The sequence below is a fragment of the Pseudoalteromonas sp. BSi20429 genome (assembly GCF_000238895.1).
Lineage (GTDB): Bacteria > Pseudomonadota > Gammaproteobacteria > Enterobacterales > Alteromonadaceae > Pseudoalteromonas > Pseudoalteromonas arctica.
Genome location: NZ_BADV01000032.1, coordinates 31,816 through 54,182 on the forward strand (window position 1 = coordinate 31,816; position 22,367 = coordinate 54,182).

A 22,367-nucleotide genomic window follows, 5' to 3' on the forward strand; every position below is an offset into this window, starting at 1 on the left:
TCCCTAATCTGTTTGAGTTGCAGCATAACGGTGCTGCAACTTTAATATGTTATTAAATGCGTGAAACGATGGCTGCTGCCACATCGCTTGTGCTGTAACCTGCATTTGGATATATATCTGGTGTGCCAACGCCTGCTTCTACGGCTTCTGCTACTGCTTTTTCAATGGTGCGTGCAGCTTCGTCTTGCCCTAGCGAGTAACGTAGCATTAATGCGGCACTTAAAATTTGTGCTATTGGGTTTGCAACACCTTTACCTGCAATATCTGGTGCTGAACCGCCTGCTGGCTCGTACAATCCAAAACCCGATTGATTCAAGCTTGCCGAAGGTAATAAGCCCATTGAGCCGGTGATCATGGCGCACTCATCTGACAAAATATCGCCAAATAAGTTATCGCAAAGTAGTACGTCAAACTGGCTAGGCTGCTTAACTAACTGCATAGCGGCGTTATCTACGTAAATGTAATCTAGGCTTACTTCTGGGTAGTCTTTGCTTACTTCAGTTACTACTTCGCGCCATAATACGCTTGATGCTAATACATTGGCTTTATCAACAGAGGTAACATGGTTACTACGTAGTTTTGCAGCTTCAAAAGCAAAGCGTGCAATACGTTCGATTTCTTTTCGTGAGTATGTTTGCGTATCAAATGCAAACTCTTCTGCGCCTTCACCACTGCGGCCTTTTTCACCAAAGTAAATGCCACCGGTTAGCTCGCGCACACATAAAATATCAAACCCTTTTTCGCTGATATCAGCGCGAAGTGGCGACGCTGCACTTAATGCAGGTAATAACTGTGCAGGGCGTAAATTACAAAACAAACCAAAGTGCTTACGAAGCGGCAATAACGATGCGCGCTCAGGCTGCTCGTTTGGTGGTAAGTTTTCCCATTTAGGACCGCCTACCGAACCAAATAAAATAGCGTCTGAGTTTTCACATGCAGTAAGCGTGCTCTCTGGTAATGCTTTACCAAATTCGTCAATGGCTGCGCCGCCAATTGCATAATGCTCGCGGTTTAGGGTAAAACCAAACTTATTGCTCACAGCATCAAGTACTTGCTCTGCTGCTGCCATTACTTCTGGACCAATACCGTCGCCAGCTAATACCGCAACGCTGTAGTTTGTTTTACTCATCCTGCTTTCCTTTGTTGTTTTAAATCAGACACTTTTTGTGCACGATAAATTAAGTTATAAACACGGATCATGGCGCGTACGGACGCTTCAACCACATCCGCTGCAATGCCCGCACCGTGGTAAGGTCGGCCATCGTATTTAGCTATAATATTTACTTGGCCTAATGAGCTTGCACCTTGGCCTGTCGCTTCTAAGTTATATTCAATCATTTCAACGCTCATACCGGTTAAGCGCTCAATAGCTGCAAACGAAGCTTCAACTGGGCCATTACCTGTCGCGGCTTCTTGTTTAGCTTCGCCATCAATTCGCATTCCAATAGTAGAGCTTGCTACCGATTGCGAGTTAGAGGCTGAGTTAACAAATTCTAATTGGTATTTTTCGTCTTTGTCGTTAATTTGATTAAAGTAAATCATCGCCTCAAGGTCGTAATCGTATACGGTGCCTTTTTGGTCAGCTAGCTCAATAAAGCTTTTATATAAGCCATCCATATCGTAATCAGATTTTTGATAGCCTAACTCTTCTAAGCGATGCTCAATAACATGACGACCCGAACGCGAAGTCATATTTAATTGGTTGCTTGGCACACCCACGCTTTCTGGCGACATAATCTCATAAGTATTTTGCGCTTTTAATACACCGTCTTGGTGAATGCCTGAGCTGTGTGCAAAGGCGTTTTCGCCAACAATCGCTTTATTTGGTTGTACTGGCATATTACAAATTTTAGCCACTTGACGAGATGCGCGGTAAATTTCTTCACTTTTAATATCGGTGTATACTTTTAAGTGGTCTTTGCGCATTTTCATGATCATCGCCACTTCTTCAAGCGAGCAGTTACCAGCACGCTCACCAATGCCATTAATAGTACACTCAATTTGACGTGCGCCGGCTTGCACTGCAGCCACTGAGTTTGCTACTGCTAAACCTAAATCGTTGTGGCAATGCACACTTAAACGCGCTTTATCAATATTTGGCACGTTATTCATTAAATGGCGGATCATCGCGGCGTACTCATCTGGCGTTACAAAACCAACGGTGTCTGGCAGGTTAATAGTTGAAGCTCCGGCATTAATGGCCTGCTCAACAATTTTACATAAATCCCAATGCGGCGTACGACCGGCATCTTCACACGAAAACTCAACATCATCAGTATAGTTACGTGCCAATTTAATTGATTTAACCGCCATTGCCGTTGCATCATCTAGGCTCATACGCAATTTATGTTCAAGGTGCAAAGGGCTTGTAGCAATAAAAGTATGAATACGGCTTTGCTGAGCTGTACGAAGTGCTTCGCCACAGGCTTCAATGTCTTTAGCAACTGAGCGCGCTAAACCACAAATAATCGGGCCTTTTACTTCGGTTGCAATACGTTGCACCGAGCGAAAATCAGCAGGGCTCGAAACCGGAAAACCCACTTCCATCACATCCACATTCAAGCGGCTAATTGTATGTGCTAATTGAATTTTATCATCTTCAGTAAGGCTCGCTTTAAGCGCCTGTTCGCCATCACGTAAGGTGGTATCAAAAATCCATACTTTATCTTGCTCTTGCATAACTGCCCCTCATTCCTATGTTACCCAAATTTCAATTAATCCCAGCCGCGAGATAAAAAAAACCCCGCAATTGCGGGGTTTTTAGTGTTCAACTCGATGCAAACACACTAATCCCCGCTTACTTGCCATAGCAGTAAGAGGTTAAGTTTTAGTGTAATTAAACGAATAATATGCATCTTGTTTTCTTGTGTGTGTGTTCAGTGAAGCCTATTTTTAACATTACAAAGCGACGGAAGCAAGCATAAAAATTCCACAAAACACCTTTAAAACACAACCATAAAGAAAATAAAAACCAATAAACCTTAAATAACAAGATTAAAAATACCAAACACGCTTCTTGTCACCATAATCAAATCGGCTTTAAAGTGATCCTCGATTAGATAAGTTTTATTATTTTTATCTGGGCTTATAAAGTAATCCCATGTTTAATAATTAAAAAGTGCCATTACTCACTTTATCGACAAAATAGTCAAAGTGATTTGAGCTATATTGAGCCTACTTGCATATCAATAGAATCGATTCATTCTGTTCAAAGTATCCTGTTAATAAGTAAACTACTGGGCTTGCAGATCCTTTGCTTAATTCATGCATTGTTAACGCCTCACATCTTGAACTGCTAAGTTAGTAATTGCTACTGGGACTAAAGTTCTCATGCCCCAGATTCCTTTTTCTTTAACTAACGCCTCTGTTTGCTCACCTGTTAGTATATTTTTTGTTCTGATGACACGCTCAGAAAGATAAAACCCATTTTCATCACGTTCTTGCGAGTGCTTTATTCTATACTCTAATTGATAATCTTCCTCTGGAGAGAAAATTATCCCGCCGCCAGTTCCTTCTTCCGAATTTTCTATTTCAGGATTAGCAATATTCACCCAGTGAAAATGCGCCTTTGATCTAGCGTGGGTCATAAAGGCTAAATACTTGCCGTCTGGTGAAATACGGTGGTTTTTCATTTCCCACGCTCTCGGAAAGCCAAAATTAACTTTGCGAACTACTTCACCATTAAACTTATGTATCCAAAAGCCATCGTGCTTTATGGCTAAAAACTCTTTATCGCCCGGGAGTAAAAACAGCTCATCTGAATAAATTATTTTGCGCTGTGTAAGAGTGGCTGTGGATACGTTGTAATTGTAATGTTTACCATTAGCATAAAAAATAACGTTGTCACTGTCTGAAGTCCAATTAAACGAAGGGTAACCTCCTCCACCTGACATGGTAATCAGCTTTTTCTCTTTAGTATCGTAAAGTTGGCGAGTTGCTCTATCATTTATATACCCCGAAATAGCAATATAACGGTTATCAGATGAGCGAGCTGGTGCATGTATACTAATAGATTCAAGCTTTTGAAATACCTCTTCAGGAATAATACGGCGCCTGTCTGAGCCATCGAGTTTTGATGACCAAAGCGTATAAACCTCGCTGTATTTATATTTATTCCAAAACATTAACCGCGGGGTTGAAAATGTATCTGCATCGCCATACACCTCTTCGCGTATTTCTAGTGGCCATTCTGGGTGGTTTTTGTGCTCTTTAGCCCATGGGTATTTAGCAACATCAACGGCTGTTGTGTTTGTTGTACTTTGCGATGATGGCTCTGAGCAACCGCTTAGCAATAAGCTAAAACAAACGCTGAGGGCGCAAAGCACGCTGTGATTTTTTAAAACCGTCATTATTAAAATCCTTTTTGGCTTTCATTTAGAGAAAGGCATGTATGGTTAGTTACTCTGTGCTGCTAAGTTTGTAATTGCTATTGGACCTAAAGTATCAAGACCCCAAATACCATTTTCTTTTACCAGCGCCTCAGCTTGCTCACCGGTCACTATATTTTTTGTTCTTATTATACGCTTTGAAGGATAGAAACCATTTTTACTAGGTTCTTTTGAAAATTTTGCTACAAATTCCAATTGATAGTCCTCTTTTGGAGAAAAAATAGCACCGTTGCCATCGCCTTTATCTGAATGTTCTATTTCAGGGTTAGCAATATTCACCCAATGAAAATGAAAATCTTTACGCCCATACGTCATAAATGCCAAGTATTTGCCATCGGGTGAAACCTGCGGATTTTTCATCTCCCATTTACGTGGAAAACCAAAATTAACTTTGCGAACTACTTCACCATTAAACTTATGTATCCAAAAACCATCGTGCTTTATGGCTAAAAACTCTTTATCGCCCGGGAGTAAAAACAGCTCATCTGAATAAATTATTTTGCGTTGTGTAAGAGTGGCTGTGGATACGTTGTAATTGTAATGTTTACCATCTGCATAAAAAATAACGTTGTCACTGTCTGAAGTCCAATTAAACGAAGGGTAACCTCCTCCAGCTGACATGGTGATTAGTTTTTTCTCTTTAGTATCGTATAACTGGCGGGTTGCTCGGTCATTTATATAGCCCGAAATAGCAATATAACGGTTATCTGGTGAGCGTGCTGGTGCATGTATACTAATAGATTCAAGCTTTTGAAATACCTTTTCTGGAATTATACGGCGCCTGTCTGAGCCATCTAACCGTGATGACCACAGCGTGCGTACTTCACTGTATTTGTATTTATTCCAAAACATTAACCGCGGGGTTGAAAATGTATCTGCATCGCCATACACCTCTTCGCGTATTTCTAGTGGCCATTCTGGATGGTTTTTGTGCTCTTTAGCCCATGGGTATTTAGCAACATCAACGGCTGTTGTGTTTGTTGTACTTTGCGATGAGGGCTCTGAGCAACCGCTTAGCAATAAGCTAAAACAAACGCTGAGGGCGCAAAGCATGCTGTGTTTTTTTAAAACCGTCATTATTAAAATCCTTTTTGGCTTTTATTTAGAGAAAGGCATGTATGGTTAGTTACTCTGTGCTTTTTGGTTGGTGATAGCGATAGGTGCTAATACGTTAAGCCCCCAAATATTCATTTCTTTAGTACGCGTAATGCGTTTCTCTCCCGTTAAAATATTGGTTCTAGTGATAATGCTATAAGTAACAGGTTTACCAAGCTCATCAACCTCGCCCATAGGGTTAAAACCAAATTTAAGCGTGATATTTTCATCCAATGAAAATATCACTCCACCACCCTCCCCTATTTCTGAGTTCTTTATTTCCGGATTAGCAATATTCACCCAATGAAAATGCGCTTTTGGTCTAATATGAGTCATAAACGCTAAATACTTGCCATCGGGCGAAATACGGTGGTTTTTCATCTCCCACGCTTTCGGAAAACCAAAATTAACTTTGCGAACCACTTCACCATTAAACTTATGTATCCAAAAGCCATCGTGCTTTATGGCTAAAAACTCTTTATCGCCCGGGAGTAAAAACAGCTCATCTGAATAAATTATTTTGCGCTGTGTAAGAGTGGCTGTGGATACGTTGTAATTGTAATGTTTACCATTAGCATAAAAAATAACGTTGTCACTGTCTGAAGTCCAATTAAACGAAGGGTAACCTCCTCCAGCTGACATGGTGATTAGTTTTTTCTCTTTAGTATCGTATAACTGGCGAGTCGCTCGGTCATTTATATAGCCCGAAATAGCAATATAGCGGTTATCTGGTGAGCGTGCTGGTGAATGTATACTAATAGATTCAAGCTTTTGAAATACCTCTTCTGGAATAATACGGCGCCTGTCTGAGCCATCTAACCGTGATGACCACAGCGTGCGTACTTCACTGCCTTTGTATTTATTCCAAAACATTAACCGCGGGGTTGAAAATGTATCTGCATCGCCATACACCTCTTCGCGTATTTCTAGTGGCCACTCTGGATGGTTTTTGTGCTCTTTAGCCCATGGGTATTTAGCAACATCAACCTCTACTTGTGGTGAACTTTGCGATGAGGGCTCTGAGCAACCGCTTAGCAATAAGCTAAAACAAACGCTGAGGGCGCAAAGCACGCTGTGATTTTTTAAAACCGTCATTATTAAAATCCTTTTTGGCTTTTATTTAGAGAAAGGCATGTATGATTAGTTACTCTGTGCTGCTAAGTTTGTAATTGCTATTGGACCTAAAGTATCAAGACCCCAAATACCATTTTCTTTTACCAGCGCCTCAGCTTGCTCACCGGTCACTATATTTTTTGTTCTTATTATACGCTTTGAAGGATAGAAACCATTTTTACTAGGTTCTTTTGAAAATTTTGCTACAAATTCCAATTGATAGTCCTCTTTTGGAGAAAAAATAGTACCACCACCCTCGCCTATCTCTGAATGCTTAACCTCAGGGTTTGCAATGTTTACCCAATGAAAATGTGCTTTTGGTCTAACATGCGTCATAAATGCCAAGTATTTGCCATCGGGTGAAACCTGCGGATTTTTCATTTCCCACTTACGCGGAAAACCAAAATTAACTTTGCGAACTACTTCACCATTAAACTTATGTATCCAAAAACCATCGTGCTTTATGGCTAAAAATTCTTTATCTTCCGGAAGTAAAAAAGCAGCGCCGCTGTGGTGAATTTGAGGTCGAGGGGTTAGCTCCCCTGTTGGTACATGGTAATTAAAGTTTTTGCCATCTGAGTAAAAAATGACGTTTTCACTGTCTGACGTCCAATTAAACCACGGGTAGCCACCCCCGCCTGACATAGTAATTAGCTTTTTCTCTTTGGTGTCGTATAACTGGCGAGTCGCTCGGTCATTTATATAACCCGAAATAGCAATATAACGGTTATCTGGTGAGCGTGCTGGTGGATGCAATCCCGCAGGCTCCAGTTGGGTAAAAATTTCTTCTGGAATAATACGGCGCCTGTCTGAGCCATCTAACCGTGATGACCACAGCGTGCGTACTTCACTGTATTTGTATTTATTCCAGAACATTAACCGCGGGGTTGAAAATGTATCTGCATCGCCATACACCTCTTCACGTATTTCTAGTGGCCACTCTGGGTGGTTTTTGTGCTCTTTAGCCCATGGGTATTTAGCAACATCAACCTCTACTTGTGGTGAACTTTGCGATGATGGCTCTGAGCAACCAGTTAAAAACACAATTAAACTGAAAACTAATATAAAAACACAGTGCCTTTTTGGCGAAAACATTTAAATATCCTTTTTAAAAAACTCAATAAAAAAGCCCAAGTTAATGGGCTTTTTTTTGTATATTGTGGCTAATCACTTATTTTACGTACATTGATTGCCTCTATACGCGCTTCATCTAAGCTTTTTGCATGTGTTTCAAACCACTCTTTAACCTCATCGATAGTCATGTCATTCGAGCTATAAAAGTCTTTTTGATAATCACTCAAGTGGGGCTCGAGTTTGTTATAGCGTTTACTCTTCATTGCTTTAGCCCATGGCGCGTTACTGGTTATTGATTTAGGTAACTCCACCTCTAGGCCAAAACCGTGACTGTATGTATCGTCTAATAACAAACCATCAACAGTACTAAAGTCGGCAACGCTTATTCCTGAATTACCAGCCGTTCTAAATTCTTTAAAACATAGTTTAGGTGATTCATCAACAGAGCCATTAGCGTTTATATCCACGTTACCAAAAGGACGAATACCTTTTACGGTATTGCCTTTGGGGGTCTTATAATCCAGTTTAAAACGTGCGACATACAAATGCTTTTTCTCAGTTTGGCCTTGCTTGTCTAACTTAGCTTTTTTGTTATGCCAATTAAATAGCGAGAGTACCTCTGAAGAATCGTCTTTTAAAAATGAAATAAAATCGCGAAGTTGAGACTGCCCTTTAACTTTACGTCGTCTTGTCAGCTTATAGTGGTTATCACGTATTTTGCCTCTGTTAAAACCACCTGTTAAAGAACGCTCAATTTCACCAATATTAATTAAATTACTGGGATAAGTGGGCCCTTGTAACTCACTGTCTTTGAGCCAACTTGACGAAATACCCGCCATACTTAAAGAGCACGGAATAGTATTGGGGTTAAGGTTGATCAGGTCTTTGCTGTAATTATCTTCAAGTAACTTATCGGCGGTTACCACGACAAACACTTCTATTTCGGTATCCCAATCATATTTTTTAATTTTAAGGCTATTACCGTGGCGAGTGATGGTAAGGTTGTTTTTTCTTTCACTTGCCCAAAGCTCGCGCTTATAGAGCTCTTCATTAATAGTTTTTTTGTAAGGTCCCTCTAAATACTCATTGTTTAAATTCGCTAATGAGATAAATGGCGCGCCTTCGCCCCCAATTCTAATTGCCATAGTAACGGTTTTCTCACCATCAAATAACTCAGGGTAGGCAAAGCTTGAATCATAGCTCGTTAGGTAGTCTTTAATTAACATGGAGCTGTGTTTTTCTTTATCAACACTCACTAAAAAGTCGTCTTCAATAAAGCTAAATACCCCATCAAACTCAACAGGGCCTTGTGCAGGTGTTTGTTTAAGCGGTAAATCTTCACTCTTAGTGCCAGCCACTTGGCACGTGATTCTATAGCGCATATTATTTAGACGACCAGAGTCAGCATAGTCATCTGCGCTATTAATCCCGGGTAATAAAAAAGCTCCTTGATGTGCGGTTGGCTTTATGCCTAAATACGTTTTAGGCCCAAGTTGATAAAATGGCTGAAATACACACCCAACCATGCCTATATAGCGCGATTCATCAAAACCGTCTTGACTTATAAACAGCTCATCTTTGGTCAACGCACGTGCAAGCTCTGAATACTTAATGCTGGTCACATCCCAGCCATCTATACGCTCCACTTCAAATGTGAGTGGTGCTATATGGGCCATTGTTTCATCAAACACCACCAGCACTCTAACCGGAGTAAATGGAGTAATTGATTCATCCCCTAAATCACTCATTAAATGCCATTTTTTAGTATTAATATCTTGGTAATACATCACACTACAATGATAGTTTGCCTCACCGTATTGCATCATTAAGGGGTCAAAAGTATCAATAAAGTTGTCAAGCTCATTAGTGCCTAAAGTGTGAATCGGAAAATACTTTTGATACTGTGTTTGTAAGTAACCTTGCAAGGAAGACACTGGCGCTTTAGACATCATATAAAACCCAAGCGCAGGGCTAACCATGCCTATCAAACTTGATGTTGCTCTTTTATCATCCATTACTTGTACGTGGTTTTCGTATAACGTTTTACGATTACTGGCGGCGGTTAATTTAAAGTCTTGGTTTACACCGTAGGTTAATTGATATTCCTGCTCAGCGGCACCAGAGCTTTTCATTTTATTTACGTTTTCAACTAAGTTAACCCAAAACGTATCCATTTTTATTACCGCGTTATCTATTAGTGGATATGCCCACTCATCGCCGAGTAAAAAGTTTTCAATATATGCTTGAATCTCTAATTTTTTTGCATTGTTAATGTAATCGTCTTTGGTGCTTGCATACACTTGTGCTCTTAGCAGTAAACCAACCAACCCCGCGATGGCTTCAGCTCGCACTCTGTATTGCGCCGCCCATAAAGTGCTATTAGCAATGGTATGATTACTGTTCATTTCTGTTATTAAATCACGCATTAATGCTTGATTAGCGCTGCTTCGTTCGCTTTGCTGTTTTTGCCTATCATCAACTGCTAAATATTGTTTGCATATATTATCTGTCATTACTTCATCAGCTAAGGCAGCAACGCCACGAGTAACAACAGGCGCTGCGTCTACCACCGCTTTAAAAAAACCAATTGAACGTGCTGCAAGCGCGGTATGAGGTATTACACTTAATACTGCAAGCGCAGTGTCAAGTGCGGCCATTAATGCTTTGTCGCCCTCTTTTGAGCGTGCGATTTTTTTCTCAACACTTAAGCTGCGGTAACGTTCTAAATTATTTAGCCCCTCACGAGAGGCACTTACAGCAAGGCTACTTACAATATAAGCCTTAAGGCTTACCCGCCGGTTAATTTCGCGTTGGCTTTCTGAGTCGTTGTCAACCAAGTTCTCAAGCATGCCGTACCCATATACCCGCATGCGAGATTCAACTTGGTTATGATCCATACCGCGGCTAATCATCTGCTCAGCTAAAATAGTTTTAACAGCCTCAGCGCGCCTTAAAGACAGTTTTTTATTATATTCAACGCCGCCGATATCACAGGTATACCCTGAAATATCAACCATTGCATTAGGGTTTGCGAGCAGCCCTTCAACAATAATTTGGCTACGCGATATTATTTCATTTTGGTACTGCTCACTCACAACATCACTATCAAGTTCAAACAGGCTCTGAATAACTACATCGTGGCTTACTTCGCGCTCGCTTAAGCGGGCAAAATAATCATCAGCTACTCTTTTATAATGACTAACACTGGTGTTTAAGGTGTTTTCCGCTTCACCAAAATACGATATGGTCGCCTTACTAAACGCGCTAATACTCACAGCTAAATTAACGGTATTAATAGACTTATCTAATACGTTGAGTACACTTGCAGGCACTCCTAACGTATCACCGAATGTATTATTGAATTGCAGTCTCTCATTTTCAGTTAATGGATGCGATTTACTAAAAGGCAAGAAGTATTTGCTTAATGCATCGCTTGTTGTCAGGTCACTGGGGTTAGTTAACGCCTCCCTCATTTTAACCCAGGCATCAACACCGCTATCAAGTGCAAAGGTAGCATCAAGCATTGCCGATACTGCAGGGTCTTGGTTAGTTTGAAAGTGGGTATGCAAGGTTTTAGCAACTAACTTGGCAAATTTCCCTCGGTTATCATGATGTACGCCATCGGCATCTACATATTGCTGCATGTCGGCAACTAAAAAGCCTGCAGCAAGGCTGGCGCGGGTTTTAGTTAATTCCCAGTTTGTACAGTAATCTAAAAAGCCACTGGCTATTGCCGTGGGTTTGCTATTCGGCATTTTGGCATCGGGCGAGCCATATTCAGGCAAGCCTTTTTTTGGCTCATTAGGGTCAAAAGCAGCAGGAGCAGAGGCCGTGTTTTTTGCAAAGTTGATTAAGTGGGTGTAATAACTAGGAAACTGCTTAATCAGCGACTCTTCAACTGAAATTGGGTCGCAGTTAATAATATCAAACTCACCGGCCTCGTTTTGAATATCAAAATGCAACATTTCGCTGAGTTCGTAATAAGGGGTGCCACTGTCATCATAGCTAAGAGCATTTTGGCTCCAACGGGTATATTGTTCGTCTAATTCAAATTTATCTAATTTAACGCGTATTTTATATAAACCAGCACTCAGCTTTTGGTCATTATTATTAATTACAGCAGTGTAAACTTTACTTTCAGTTCCGAGTTCATCCCCCGTATTAAAAAAACCTTTAATTGGCGTTTCAGTGCCTTTTACTATTTCAACATTACTAACGCCGGCCGCTAATGGAATAGAGCGATTTACACTCAGCAGCAGCGCCCGTGTTTTGGGTATTACATAACCATAAATATGGGTTACCTTGCTCTTAATAATGTGTTTGTTATACCAATCGCTGTAGGTTTTATCTTTACTATCAATATCGGGACGTTGTAAATCTTCAACTGCAATTTGTTGATAGCTAAGGTTATTAGTTTTACCCTTATAGCTTCCTAGTTGAGTTTTAAACGCATCAAACCACTTATCACCTTGACTTGCCGCTAACAAGCTTATCGCATCAACCGGCGGCACAATAATAGGTCGGTTTTTATGGGCATGAAACGGGTTTCGTGTTGTTAACTTCTTGTCATCAACAGCCTCAAGCACGGCGCCTTCATCACTGCTTAATAGTATTGGTGTGGCTTCATTACTATCAGCCACCACCACACGATTAAACAACGGAGTGAGCTTGCTGATTGGCTCCCCCTTATTAACATAACCCGTGAGTAAATACGCTTTAGGAAAGCTACATAGCCCTGTATTCAATTGCTCTGTCATTGTTCATCCTTGATATTAAACACGCCAAAAACATATATAGTTCCCATGCCCCAAATATTACTCTCTTTAAGCAATATTTCTTTTTCTTGCTTAGTAATTAAATCCAATTCAATAAAGTAATAATCAGGGTATGGTCGGCCGTTCCCCATTAGCTCTGTCGAATCTCTTGATGCGGGACTTAACACTTTATTTTTTTTATCTGAGAAAAAATAACCCCCTGTTTTGAAAGGTTTTGTAATACGCTTACTTGGGTCTGATAAATTAACCCAGTAATATTTAGGGTATCCAAGCCCCTCTGATAAAAAAGAAATATAATCGCCGAAAGGGGATACTTTTAAATACTGCATCGTAAATTGGGTGTTAAAGCCTAAATCAACCTTCTCAATCACGTCGCCATTAAAATCATGTAACCAGTATTTATTTTTTTTATCGGCTAAAAAGGTTTTACCATCTGGCAATAAATACAAGCCATTAGAGTAAATAATTGGCCGTTCAGTGAGTGCTTTGGTGGGTACATGGTAGTTATAATGTTTACCACTGGCGTAAAAAATCACATTTTCACTGTCTTTGGTCCAGTTAAAATGGGCATGACCATAGCCTTTGCTCATTAAAATAAACTGTTGGGTTTTGGTGTCCCAGAGCTCGCGGGTAAAACCGTGCTCTGTTGTATCCATAGATAAAGCAATGTAGCGGTTATCCGGAGAGCGCTTGGGGGTGTGGCTACCAATAAGCCCTCGACCTTCAAAGGCAGTTTCGGGGATTATGCGGCGCCTATCTGAGCCATCCATTCTTGCTGAAAACAACGTTTTCCTTTTCATCCATTCGACTTTCGCGTTAAATAAAATCCGCGGAGTGGAAAATGTTTCTTTATCGCCATACACTTCATTGCGCACCTCTTTGGGCCACTCAGGGTGATAACTATGACGATACGTTCTTTTATCTTTACTAAATCGGCTTGGTTGCTCTTCAACAACTTGTTTTGCAGGTGGATTAGACTCCTCACCACAGCCAGTTAATAGCAATGTAGTAATACTTAGCAATATCATTGCGCTGCTACGCACGCTTTTACTAAAAGCTTTTATATCCGTTATGTTGTGTAAAAGCGCTTTAAATCGGGTTTTGTTTCGTGGGATTAATGACATTGGCAGTCCTTGATTGTACGGTGTAAATTGGTTGCAAGTGCAGCAGTGCTAAGCTGAAGTGGGGTAGTTTTATGGGCATGAAACGGTGTGTGTGTTGTCAGCTGTTTGCCATCAACTGCTTCTAGCACCGCACCTTCATCACTACTTAATAGTATTGGTGTGGCTTCATTGCTATCAGCCACCACCACACGGTTAAACAGCGGGGTGAGCTTACTGATTGGCTCCCCTTTATTAACATAACCCGTGAGTAAATACGCTTTAGGAAAACTACATTGCCCAGTATAAAATTGCTCTGTCATTGTTCATCCTTGATATTAAACACGCCATAAATATATATAGTTCCCATACCCCATATATTACTTTCTTTAAGTCGCATTTCTCGTATTTGCTGAGTATTTAAATCAAACTCAACCAATAATTCATCTTGATAATATTGACCATTACCCATAAGTTCCCTTGATTCTATTAACCAAAATGTTATTGCTTTATTTTTTTTATCCGAGAAAATATACGAGCTTATACTTCGTGATGTAATACGTTTACTGGGGTCTGATAAATTAATAAAGTAATGTGTACTCCCTGATTTAAAATAAATATAATCGCCGAAAGGGGATACTTCTAAACCCTGCATAGTAGAATGGTTATTAATACCTAAATCGACCTTCTCCAACACGCCGCCATTAAAATCATGCAACCAATACTCATTTTTTTTATATGCTAAAAAAGTTTTACCATCTGGTAATAAATATAAGCCATTGGAGTTAATAATTGGCCGCTCTCTGAGCTTTTTAGTGGGTACATGGTAATTATAATGCTTACCATTGCTGTAAAAAAGCACGTTTTCACTGTCGTTAGTCCAATTAAAATGGATAGCGCCATGGCCTTCGCTCATTAAAATAAACTGTTGGGTTTTGGTATCCCAGAGCTGACGTGTGTGGCCAACCTCAGGGACATACATCAACATTGCGATATATCGATTATCAGGAGAGCGCTCAGGTTTATGGCCGTCGATCATTTTCTTACCCGAAAATGCACTTTCTGGAATGATCCGGCGCCTATCAGAGCCATCCATACGTGCAGAAAATAATGTAGTTTGCCCTATCCACTCTATCTCAGCACTAAATAAAATACGCGGGGTTGAAAATGTTTCTTTATCGCCATACACCTCATTACGCACCTCTTTTGGCCACTCCGGATGGTATGTATGGCGATACGCTATTTTATCTTTACTAAAGTTAGATTCACCGCCACACGCAGTTAAAAACAATGTAGTAATACTTAGTAATATCATAGCGCTGCTTCGCGCGCTTTTACTAAACGCCTTTATATTCGTTATGCTGTGTAAAAGCGGTTTAAATCGGGCTGTGTTTTCTGAGATTAATGACATGGGTAATCCTAGTATGTGCGGTGTGAATTCATTAATAGCTTTATCTTATAAACCTATGTTATTTATAAATTCACTCATCATCTATATTAATGCTTGGCATTAATTCTGCTTGCGGTGTTTGACCACTCAACTGTGTATAAGGCACTCGTTCGAAGATATAAAAAGGCTCAGCCCCGTCATCTGGATCTTGTATTAAATTAAAAGTACCTTCTGTAGGGATTTTTCTAAATGTTAGACGAACCCAGTCGGTATTTACAATACGTCGATCACCAACAAGGCACTCTTGACGCCAACAGCTTTCTACATGTTCCAAAATAATTTTTTCATTAAGCGGGTTTATAGGCTTGCTCGACGATTTGCTTAAATTTAACTGGTATTCGAAGGTGATTTTTGGCTCTGTAATATACTTTTTATTTATATTATTTATCTGCATAGGCGAACACTGTGAAATACTCATTTTAGCTCCCAAATACTTGCTGTAATTTTGCTTTGGTTTTAGCCCCTGCAATTCCATCTACTTCAAGATCATGCTCGTATTGAAAATCCCTCACTCCCGCTTTGGTTTTTGAGCCGTTAATTCCATCAACTGTACCGCAGTCAAAGCCTAATAAATTACAGCGAGCTTGCACACCTGAAAGTGTATCGATGGGATCTAAATGACCAACTTGTGCAGTAAAACTTTCACTAGGTGAGCTTTGATCTTCCTTGAGGTATAAATCAACCTGCCCAGTGAGTGAATCATTTTCGTTTAACTCAACTTCTATTAAACCATCGCTCGGCAATACAGTGTCTATTGTTTGGCTACCAATAGTAATTACGATGCGCTTACCCGTAATATCGTCACCATCTTCATGAATAATTTGCAGGCGAAAATACTCTTTTTCGTTTTGTACAACAAAGCTATTAATGCTGTTGGTGCGCAGCGGTATAAACTTTTCTTTTTTTGGTGGAATCGTGATTTTATCGCCCGGGTAAATTAAATTAGGATCGGGGCGTAGGGCTTTAAACTCTGCGTTGCTTGGGTGGTTGTAAAGCGCTTTAGATGTTTGGTAGCCGTATTGCTTAGCTATGCGCAATAGCGTTTCACCTTGGGCTACGGTGTGTTGTTGGGTCATTGTGTATCCTTAAACTTTGCCTACAGACCAATCTTCGCTGTCGAGTTCAAAAAAGCTGACTTTAGCGTTTTCAAAGTCGGGGCCTGATACGTTGGCATAACCGTTTTGATCTAGCTGCCCGGTAATAATGTGCCCGTTGCGTAGGCGTATTTTGTAGCCCATGTTGGCTTGTGGCTCGCCAGCTTCGTCGAGTAGTTCTATTTCGTAGGCTAGAGTGGGTTGTTCAACAGTAAATGTGGTGGTGTCGGTTGCGCCACTGGCAGTTACCGTAACATTATAAAGACCCGGTTTTACCTCAGCGTAGTGCTGCCAAAACGAGACTTCGTCTGGGCGCTTTTTTTCTAGTTGTAGCGTTATTTGCCCACTAGTTGGCCCTTGCCACTGAATAACGACACTGCGGCTGTTACTGCATGAGCCTTCTATATTGAGTTTCCAACCGTTGGGGACTGTTAAGCTTGTGCCTGCTTTAGCAGGTTTTCGCTCGCTATAACCTAAGTTGTAATCGTAAATTAAATTGGCATTTTTATAGCCGGTATATTGCTGGGCGAGTTGCTCTACGGTTTCGGCGGCGCTAAGTACGTGGGTTGTAAAATTTTGCCTAACAGTGTGCGATGCTTTTAGTAGCATTGTGCTGTTTAGCTCTGGCTTATAAATACGTACAGCGGGCGCATGTTGTTGTATAGGTTGCGCTGCTTTTTTAGGTTTTTGGTTATAACTTTGCTGATTTATAAATTGCGGACTATTTTGCGCAGCTGATTGGCTGTTTATAAATGCAGAAGTGCTTGGCGTCATTACTGTGTTATTTATAAAAGTATTATTTTGCAACGCTGTTTGCGATGATGTAATTGAACCATTATTAACCGCGCCCGAGTACTTTGTTGGTGCTTGGGTTTGTTTTGGGTAAACAGCCAAACGTGTATTAGCTTGTTTAAAAACTGAGTACGGTACTTTTTTCCACTCTTTGTCTTTAGCCCAATATTGGCACCGAGTGTCGTCGCGTAATCGCGCTGCTTGGTGTTTATCTAGCGCACCAAATAGGTTGTCTTGCAGTTGCCTTTGCAACACTTTAGGGAGTTTGCAAAGCTGAGCACGACTTAAATAAGAGAATGTAACCACAGGCTCTGAATTTTCAGGCTCATTATGTGGTTGTTCAAATAGTGGGGGGTAATTTAAGTTCACCGGATCCTTGGTGAGCATTTGCATCCTCGCTTTCTCTTAATAAGAGACTTATTTATTATTTAGTTACGGCTAAAAGATATGCCGTTATTATAGTGCGTTAATATAAAGAAATAGGCACAAAAAATCTACAATGAATTTTTAAATTTGCTAACTTTGTTCAGTGTTTTCTCTTACGTAATGCCCGGCTCCACGAGTAATATAACGCAGCTGCCAAATAACGCGCTCAATCAATTCGTCGCGTTGCAATCCTTCTATATCGAGCGCTTCTGCACCCGCATTAAATACGAGCGTTACCATAGATTCCGCCTGAATATAGGCGTGCATAGCATTACATTTAGTTTCGCTTTCTAAATAATGAGCCAGCTCTAAAATAAAATGTTTTACCTCGCGCGCTACTGCGGCTCTAAATGCTTTAGAAGTCCCAGAGCGTTCTCGCAGCAGCAACCTAAATTGGTTACTTGAGTTATCAATAAACTCCATAAAAGTAACCACAGAGGTATTTATAACACTGCCGCCATCGTTTGCTATTCGTCTGCGTGCTTGACGCATTAGTTGACGAAGGGTTAAACCGGCTTCGTCTACCATGGTTAAACCTAGCTCATCCATGTCTTTAAAATGACGATAAAAAGAAGTTGGGGCAATACCAGCTTCTCGTGCCACTTCGCGTAAACTTAAATTCGAAAAACTATGATCAGCACTCAGCTGATTAAATGCCGCTTGAATTAACGCCTGTCGTGTTTTTTGTTTCTGTTGCGCTCTAACACCCGACATCAACAGCTCCCTGAATTATTTTATATGAATATTTAGTGATATTAGCTCAATTGTACAGTCTAATACTTGACGACGAGAGTTTGAAATACTATTTTAGCTTACAGTTGTACGCTGAGATTGAGAATTATGAATAAACCACCGATTATTTGGACAAACGTCCTATTTTTTAGCCTAACCTTTTTGGCGGCTGCCACACTTGTACCTTGGTACGCCATTAGCTACGGATTTACCAGCGCGCATTGGATTGCTTTTGTTGGCTGCATGTTTTATGCAGGCTTATCAATTACTGCCGGCTACCATCGATTATGGGCACATAAAACCTATAACGCACACCCTGCTGTTGAATTTATTTTTGCGCTTGGCGGTGCTTTTGCACTACAAAACAGTGCTTTGCATTGGAGTAGCGATCACCGTATACATCACGGTCAAGTTGACGACCCTATAAAAGACCCTTACGCGGCTACCAATGGTTTTTGGTATAGCCATATCGGCTGGATGTTACGTGACTACCAAGGCGATAGCTACAACGACTATAGTAATTGTCGTGATTTACAACGAAATAAAGTCGTTATGTGGCAACATAAGCACTACTTAAAACTAGCACTTGCTATGAACGTAGGTTTGCCTCTTGCACTTGGTTTATTAGTTGGTGATGTGTGGGGTATGTTAATTCTTGCAGGTTTACTACGCTTAGTACTGAGTCAACACTTTACCTTTTTTATAAATTCGGTTGCACATATTTGGGGCTCTCGCCCATACACCGAAAAAAATACGGCACGCGATAACGGCTTTTTAGCGTTATTTACATACGGTGAGGGGTATCACAACTTCCACCATATATTTGCAAGCGACTACCGTAACGGTATTAAATGGTTTCATTACGATCCAACAAAATGGATGATCCGCTCTTTAGCAGCTGTTGGTTTAGCTAATAAATTGAAGCGTACACCTGTTGAACGTATCGAAAAAGCAAAGGCCGAAACGCTAATGAGCAAAACGCAAACGCGTCTTGCAAAATTGCCTTTAGCACAAGATAAGATTACATTATTACAACAAGAGTACGATTTACTGCTGAAAAAACTGCAAAATTATTGTTCACTACAAAAACAAGTGTTAGAAGTTAAAAAAAATAACATGGCAAAGCAGTGTGAACGCTCAGCATTAATGGCACAATACCATGAGTTGGAAGCCGCCTGGGAAAATCAAAAACAGGCATGGCTAGCACTTAATGCGAGGTTATTAAAAGCCTCTTTTAATTAATTTAGGAGTGGCTGTGGCCAAACAACCAGAACAAAAAAAAGTACCCGTGACATACCAATATGATGCAATAATTATTGGCACGGGTCCTGGCGGTGAAGGTACCGCCATGAACCTTTCAAAAAACGACAAAAAAGTAGCTGTTATTGAACGCCAAGAATCAGTTGGTGGCGGTTGTGTGCATTGGGGAACAATTCCTTCAAAAGCGCTTCGCCACTCTGTTAGCCGCTATATTGAATACAAAGCAAATCCGTTATTTAATGTTGGTGAGCGCCCTAGCCGCTTAACATTTCCTGATATTTTACGTCATGCCAGTTCTGTTATTTCTAAGCAATCTAATTTACGTAGCAGCTTTTACGATCGTAACCGCATTCATATGTTTCAAGGTGATGCGAGCTTTGTAGATAAGCACACGATTGAAGTAAAAAGAAATGATGGTTCAACTGAGCGACTGACTGCTAAAACGATTGTTATAGCAACCGGCTCACGCCCTTATCGCCCACCAGAAGTCGATTTTACGCATTCTCGTATTTACGAAAGCGACACTATTTTAGGTCTTAAACACGACCCTCATCGCGTACTTATTTATGGCGCAGGTGTTATTGGTTGTGAGTATGCTTCTATATTTAAAGGTTTAGGTGCTAAAGTTGATTTAGTTAATACACGCGACCGACTACTTGCTTTTATGGATGCTGAAATATCTGACGCGCTTAGCTATCACTTTTGGAACAGCGGTATTGTTATTCGTCATAACGAAGAGTTTGACCGAATAGAGACCCGTGACGACTGCGTTATTATGCATTTAAAATCAGGCAAACGCGTAAAAGCTGACTGTATTTTATTTGCTAATGGCCGTACTGGTAACACTGATACATTAAACCTTGAAGCCATTGGTTTAAAAGCCGATAGCCGTGGCCAATTAAAAGTTAACGAAACATATCAAACAGAAGTTGATAACGTTTACGCTGTAGGTGATGTAATTGGCTATCCAAGCCTTGCTAGTGCTGCGTTTGACCAAGGTCGCATAGCTGCTGATGCAATTGCATGTGGTAACTGCGATGACAGACTGATTGTTGATATTCCGGCTGGTATTTATACCATTCCAGAAATGAGCTCAGTAGGTAAAACTGAGCAAGAACTTACAGCCGCTAAAGTACCGTATGAAGTTGGCCGTGCTCAGTTTAAGCATTTGGCACGTGCGCAAATTGCTGGTACTGAAGTAGGTAGTTTAAAAATATTATTCCACACTGAAACCAAAGAAGTACTTGGCGTACATTGTTTTGGCGAGCGTGCATCTGAAATTGTTCACATTGGCCAAGCTATTATGGAACAAAAAAATGGTGGCAATAATATCGACTACTTTGTAAATACCACATTTAACTACCCAACCATGGCTGAAGCCTACCGTGTTGCGGCATTAAATGGTTTAAATCGCTTATTTAAATAACTGCTTAAATAATACCAATCCGCAATAATACTTAATCAATTTGAGGGGTTAAATCTGACGTTAACTACGTTAAAAATTTCTGATATAGAACACTAAATAACGAAATTTTTGCCTTGTTATCGACACGATTTTCTTCCCTCAAAATAGATCACTTAATTAAGCGAATTGGTATAAGTAGTTTTAAAAGCCTTTATAAATAGGTAACAAAAAACCCGCAACTTAGCGGTTTTTTTACTTTTAAACAGTTTTAAAGCTTATTTAAGTAGCTATTACTTATGGTACTTAGCACTTAGCTCATGTACTGCATTAATGAATACACCAGCATTTTCAGGGTCTACATCTGGTGTAATACCGTGGCCTAAATTAAACACGTGGCCATTGCCTGTACCGAAGTCTTCTAAAATAGTGCCTACTTCTTGGCGAATACGCTCTGGTGTACCGTGTAACATAGATGGGTCCATATTACCTTGTAGAGCTACTTTACCACCCACACGGCGCTTAGCGTCGCTAATATTAATAGTCCAATCAAGACCGATTGCATCACAACCCGTTGCTGCAATAGCTTCAATCCATTGACCACCATTTTTAGTGAACAAAGTAACCGGTACTTTACGACCATCGTATTCACGAATTAAGCCATCTACAATTTTATGCATATATTGCAGTGAAAATTCGTTGTAATCGCGCGGGCTTAATACACCACCCCATGAGTCAAATACCATTAGCGATTGCGCGCCAGCTTTAATTTGAGCATTTAAATAATCAATAACTGAGTCAGCTAACTTATCGAGTAATAAATGAAGTGTTTGCGGCTCTGCAAACGCCATTTTTTTGATTTTACCAAATACTTTGCTGCTACCGCCTTCAACCATATAAGTTGCTAGCGTCCAAGGTGAACCAGAAAAACCAATAAGCGGCACTTCACCCTTAAGCTCACGACGAATAGTGCTTACTGCGTTCATTACGTAGCCAAGCTCGTCTGTAGGGTCTAACTTTGGAATTTTTTTAACATCAGCAAGTGATGAAATAGGACGTTCAAACTTAGGGCCTTCGCCTGTTTCAAAGTAAAGACCTAAACCCATCGCATCTGGAATCGTTAAAATATCACTAAATAATATAGCGGCATCTAACGGGTAGCGACGTAATGGCTGCAGTGTTACTTCACATGCAAGCTCAGCATTACGGCACAGGCTCATAAAATCGCCCGCTTGTGCACGTGTAGCGCGATACTCTGGTAAATAGCGTCCTGCTTGGCGCATCATCCATACCGGAGTTACATCAACAGGTTGTTTTGCAAGTGCACGTAAATAACGGTCGTTTTTTAATTCGCTCATGGCGTAAATGATCCTAAGACTTGTATAAATTGTGCAAGATTGTACCACCATATTCTCCGACCCTCTATTGCTTAGGGACGAAAACAGCTTTACCTAGAGGCAGATCAATATAATGGCGTGCTTTAATCCATTTTGACTATAAAATAAGCAAAAAAGAATAACATTTAAAACTTTTTATTAATATGTTTGCAACATCACAAAAACCTTGTTATTGTTTGTCCCGCGTTAACAAAAACAATAATAAAAATCTTAAAACAATAAAAATAAATGTTTTAAAATAATAACAATAAAAATCATCTCATAAAAAT

At 40.3% G+C, this 22,367-nt stretch carries 17 protein-coding genes; 2 read left to right on the forward strand and 15 right to left on the reverse strand.

The genetic code is table 11. The annotated features are described in order from the left end of the window. Positions 1 to 52: 52 nt before the first annotated feature. From leuB to fabR, 14 genes are all read right to left on the reverse strand, one after another. Positions 53 to 1,129 (reverse strand): 3-isopropylmalate dehydrogenase, encoded by a 1,077-nt coding sequence (gene leuB, locus P20429_RS12540; protein WP_007582207.1) that lies wholly within the window; start codon positions 1,127 to 1,129, stop codon positions 53 to 55. After that, positions 1,126 to 2,679 (reverse strand): 2-isopropylmalate synthase, encoded by a 1,554-nt coding sequence (gene leuA, locus P20429_RS12535; protein ID WP_002961090.1) that lies wholly within the window; start codon positions 2,677 to 2,679, stop codon positions 1,126 to 1,128. The genes leuB and leuA overlap by 4 nt, the downstream gene beginning before the upstream one ends. Positions 2,680 to 3,272: 593 nt before the next feature. Then, positions 3,273 to 4,349: a hypothetical protein gene (locus P20429_RS12530; RefSeq protein ID WP_007582209.1), complete on the reverse strand. Its 1,077-nt coding sequence runs from the start codon at positions 4,347 to 4,349 to the stop codon at positions 3,273 to 3,275. Between the two features lie 45 nt (positions 4,350 to 4,394). Then, positions 4,395 to 5,465: a PD40 domain-containing protein gene (locus P20429_RS12525; RefSeq protein WP_007582211.1), complete on the reverse strand. Its 1,071-nt coding sequence runs from the start codon at positions 5,463 to 5,465 to the stop codon at positions 4,395 to 4,397. Positions 5,466 to 5,510: 45 nt separating this feature from the next. After that, positions 5,511 to 6,578 carry a PD40 domain-containing protein gene (locus tag P20429_RS12520; protein ID WP_007582213.1) on the reverse strand — a complete coding sequence of 356 codons (1,068 nt, stop codon included), beginning with the start codon at positions 6,576 to 6,578 and terminating at the stop codon, positions 5,511 to 5,513. A gap of 45 nt (positions 6,579 to 6,623) precedes the next feature. Then, positions 6,624 to 7,691: a hypothetical protein gene (locus P20429_RS12515; RefSeq protein ID WP_007582215.1), complete on the reverse strand. Its 1,068-nt coding sequence runs from the start codon at positions 7,689 to 7,691 to the stop codon at positions 6,624 to 6,626. A gap of 68 nt (positions 7,692 to 7,759) precedes the next feature. Beyond that, entirely contained in the window at positions 7,760 to 12,427 is a 4,668-nt protein-coding gene (locus tag P20429_RS20290; protein ID WP_007582217.1) for an OmpA family protein, read from the reverse strand. Then, on the reverse strand, positions 12,424 to 13,569 hold the full coding sequence (locus P20429_RS12510; RefSeq protein ID WP_007582220.1) for a hypothetical protein: 1,146 nt from the start codon (positions 13,567 to 13,569) through the stop codon (positions 12,424 to 12,426). Before P20429_RS12510 ends, P20429_RS20290 begins: the two co-directional genes overlap by 4 nt. Continuing rightward, a complete protein-coding gene (locus P20429_RS12505) occupies positions 13,560 to 13,868 on the reverse strand; it encodes a hypothetical protein (RefSeq protein ID WP_007582222.1) in 309 nt (102 codons plus the stop codon). The genes P20429_RS12510 and P20429_RS12505 overlap by 10 nt, the downstream gene beginning before the upstream one ends. Beyond that, positions 13,865 to 14,956 (reverse strand): hypothetical protein, encoded by a 1,092-nt coding sequence (locus P20429_RS12500; protein ID WP_007582224.1) that lies wholly within the window; start codon positions 14,954 to 14,956, stop codon positions 13,865 to 13,867. The genes P20429_RS12505 and P20429_RS12500 overlap by 4 nt, the downstream gene beginning before the upstream one ends. A 70-nt stretch (positions 14,957 to 15,026) precedes the next feature. Continuing rightward, complete coding sequence (locus tag P20429_RS12495) at positions 15,027 to 15,413, reverse strand: hypothetical protein (protein ID WP_007582226.1); 387 nt, start codon at positions 15,411 to 15,413, stop codon at positions 15,027 to 15,029. A 1-nt stretch (position 15,414) separates the two neighbouring features. After that, a complete protein-coding gene (locus tag P20429_RS12490) occupies positions 15,415 to 16,071 on the reverse strand; it encodes a peptidoglycan-binding protein (protein WP_007582228.1) in 657 nt (218 codons plus the stop codon). A 9-nt stretch (positions 16,072 to 16,080) separates the two neighbouring features. Continuing rightward, the gene (locus P20429_RS12485; RefSeq protein WP_237715151.1) at positions 16,081 to 17,268 is read right to left on the reverse strand and encodes a hypothetical protein; all 1,188 of its coding nucleotides are present in this window, start codon (positions 17,266 to 17,268) and stop codon (positions 16,081 to 16,083) included. Between the two features lie 129 nt (positions 17,269 to 17,397). Beyond that, positions 17,398 to 18,021 carry an HTH-type transcriptional repressor FabR gene (gene fabR, locus P20429_RS12480; protein WP_007582233.1) on the reverse strand — a complete coding sequence of 208 codons (624 nt, stop codon included), beginning with the start codon at positions 18,019 to 18,021 and terminating at the stop codon, positions 17,398 to 17,400. A 126-nt stretch (positions 18,022 to 18,147) separates the two neighbouring features. Here fabR and P20429_RS12475 point away from each other — a divergent pair, with 126 nt between their 5' ends. Further along, a complete protein-coding gene (locus P20429_RS12475; RefSeq protein WP_007582235.1) occupies positions 18,148 to 19,281 on the forward strand; it encodes a fatty acid desaturase in 1,134 nt (377 codons plus the stop codon). A gap of 13 nt (positions 19,282 to 19,294) precedes the next feature. Next, entirely contained in the window at positions 19,295 to 20,725 is a 1,431-nt protein-coding gene (sthA, locus tag P20429_RS12470; protein ID WP_007582237.1) for a Si-specific NAD(P)(+) transhydrogenase, read from the forward strand. 269 nt (positions 20,726 to 20,994) lie between these two features. Here sthA and hemE read toward each other — a convergent pair whose 3' ends face one another. Continuing rightward, complete coding sequence (hemE, locus tag P20429_RS12465; RefSeq protein WP_007582239.1) at positions 20,995 to 22,059, reverse strand: uroporphyrinogen decarboxylase; 1,065 nt, start codon at positions 22,057 to 22,059, stop codon at positions 20,995 to 20,997. Between the last annotated feature and the right edge of the window lie 308 nt (positions 22,060 to 22,367).

Coding starts and splice junctions, on each gene's coding strand:
- leuB (WP_007582207.1), bottom strand. CDS start 1,129: ATGAGTAAAACAAACTACAGCGTTGCGGTATTAGCTGGCGACGGTATT.
- leuA (WP_002961090.1), bottom strand. CDS start 2,679: ATGCAAGAGCAAGATAAAGTATGGATTTTTGATACCACCTTACGTGAT.
- P20429_RS12530 (WP_007582209.1), bottom strand. CDS start 4,349: ATGACGGTTTTAAAAAATCACAGCGTGCTTTGCGCCCTCAGCGTTTGT.
- P20429_RS12525 (WP_007582211.1), bottom strand. CDS start 5,465: ATGACGGTTTTAAAAAAACACAGCATGCTTTGCGCCCTCAGCGTTTGT.
- P20429_RS12520 (WP_007582213.1), bottom strand. CDS start 6,578: ATGACGGTTTTAAAAAATCACAGCGTGCTTTGCGCCCTCAGCGTTTGT.
- P20429_RS12515 (WP_007582215.1), bottom strand. CDS start 7,691: ATGTTTTCGCCAAAAAGGCACTGTGTTTTTATATTAGTTTTCAGTTTA.
- P20429_RS20290 (WP_007582217.1), bottom strand. CDS start 12,427: ATGACAGAGCAATTGAATACAGGGCTATGTAGCTTTCCTAAAGCGTAT.
- P20429_RS12510 (WP_007582220.1), bottom strand. CDS start 13,569: ATGTCATTAATCCCACGAAACAAAACCCGATTTAAAGCGCTTTTACAC.
- P20429_RS12505 (WP_007582222.1), bottom strand. CDS start 13,868: ATGACAGAGCAATTTTATACTGGGCAATGTAGTTTTCCTAAAGCGTAT.
- P20429_RS12500 (WP_007582224.1), bottom strand. CDS start 14,956: ATGTCATTAATCTCAGAAAACACAGCCCGATTTAAACCGCTTTTACAC.
- P20429_RS12495 (WP_007582226.1), bottom strand. CDS start 15,413: ATGAGTATTTCACAGTGTTCGCCTATGCAGATAAATAATATAAATAAA.
- P20429_RS12490 (WP_007582228.1), bottom strand. CDS start 16,071: ATGACCCAACAACACACCGTAGCCCAAGGTGAAACGCTATTGCGCATA.
- P20429_RS12485 (WP_237715151.1), bottom strand. CDS start 17,268: ATGCTCACCAAGGATCCGGTGAACTTAAATTACCCCCCACTATTTGAA.
- fabR (WP_007582233.1), bottom strand. CDS start 18,021: ATGTCGGGTGTTAGAGCGCAACAGAAACAAAAAACACGACAGGCGTTA.
- P20429_RS12475 (WP_007582235.1), top strand. CDS start 18,148: ATGAATAAACCACCGATTATTTGGACAAACGTCCTATTTTTTAGCCTA.
- hemE (WP_007582239.1), bottom strand. CDS start 22,059: ATGAGCGAATTAAAAAACGACCGTTATTTACGTGCACTTGCAAAACAA.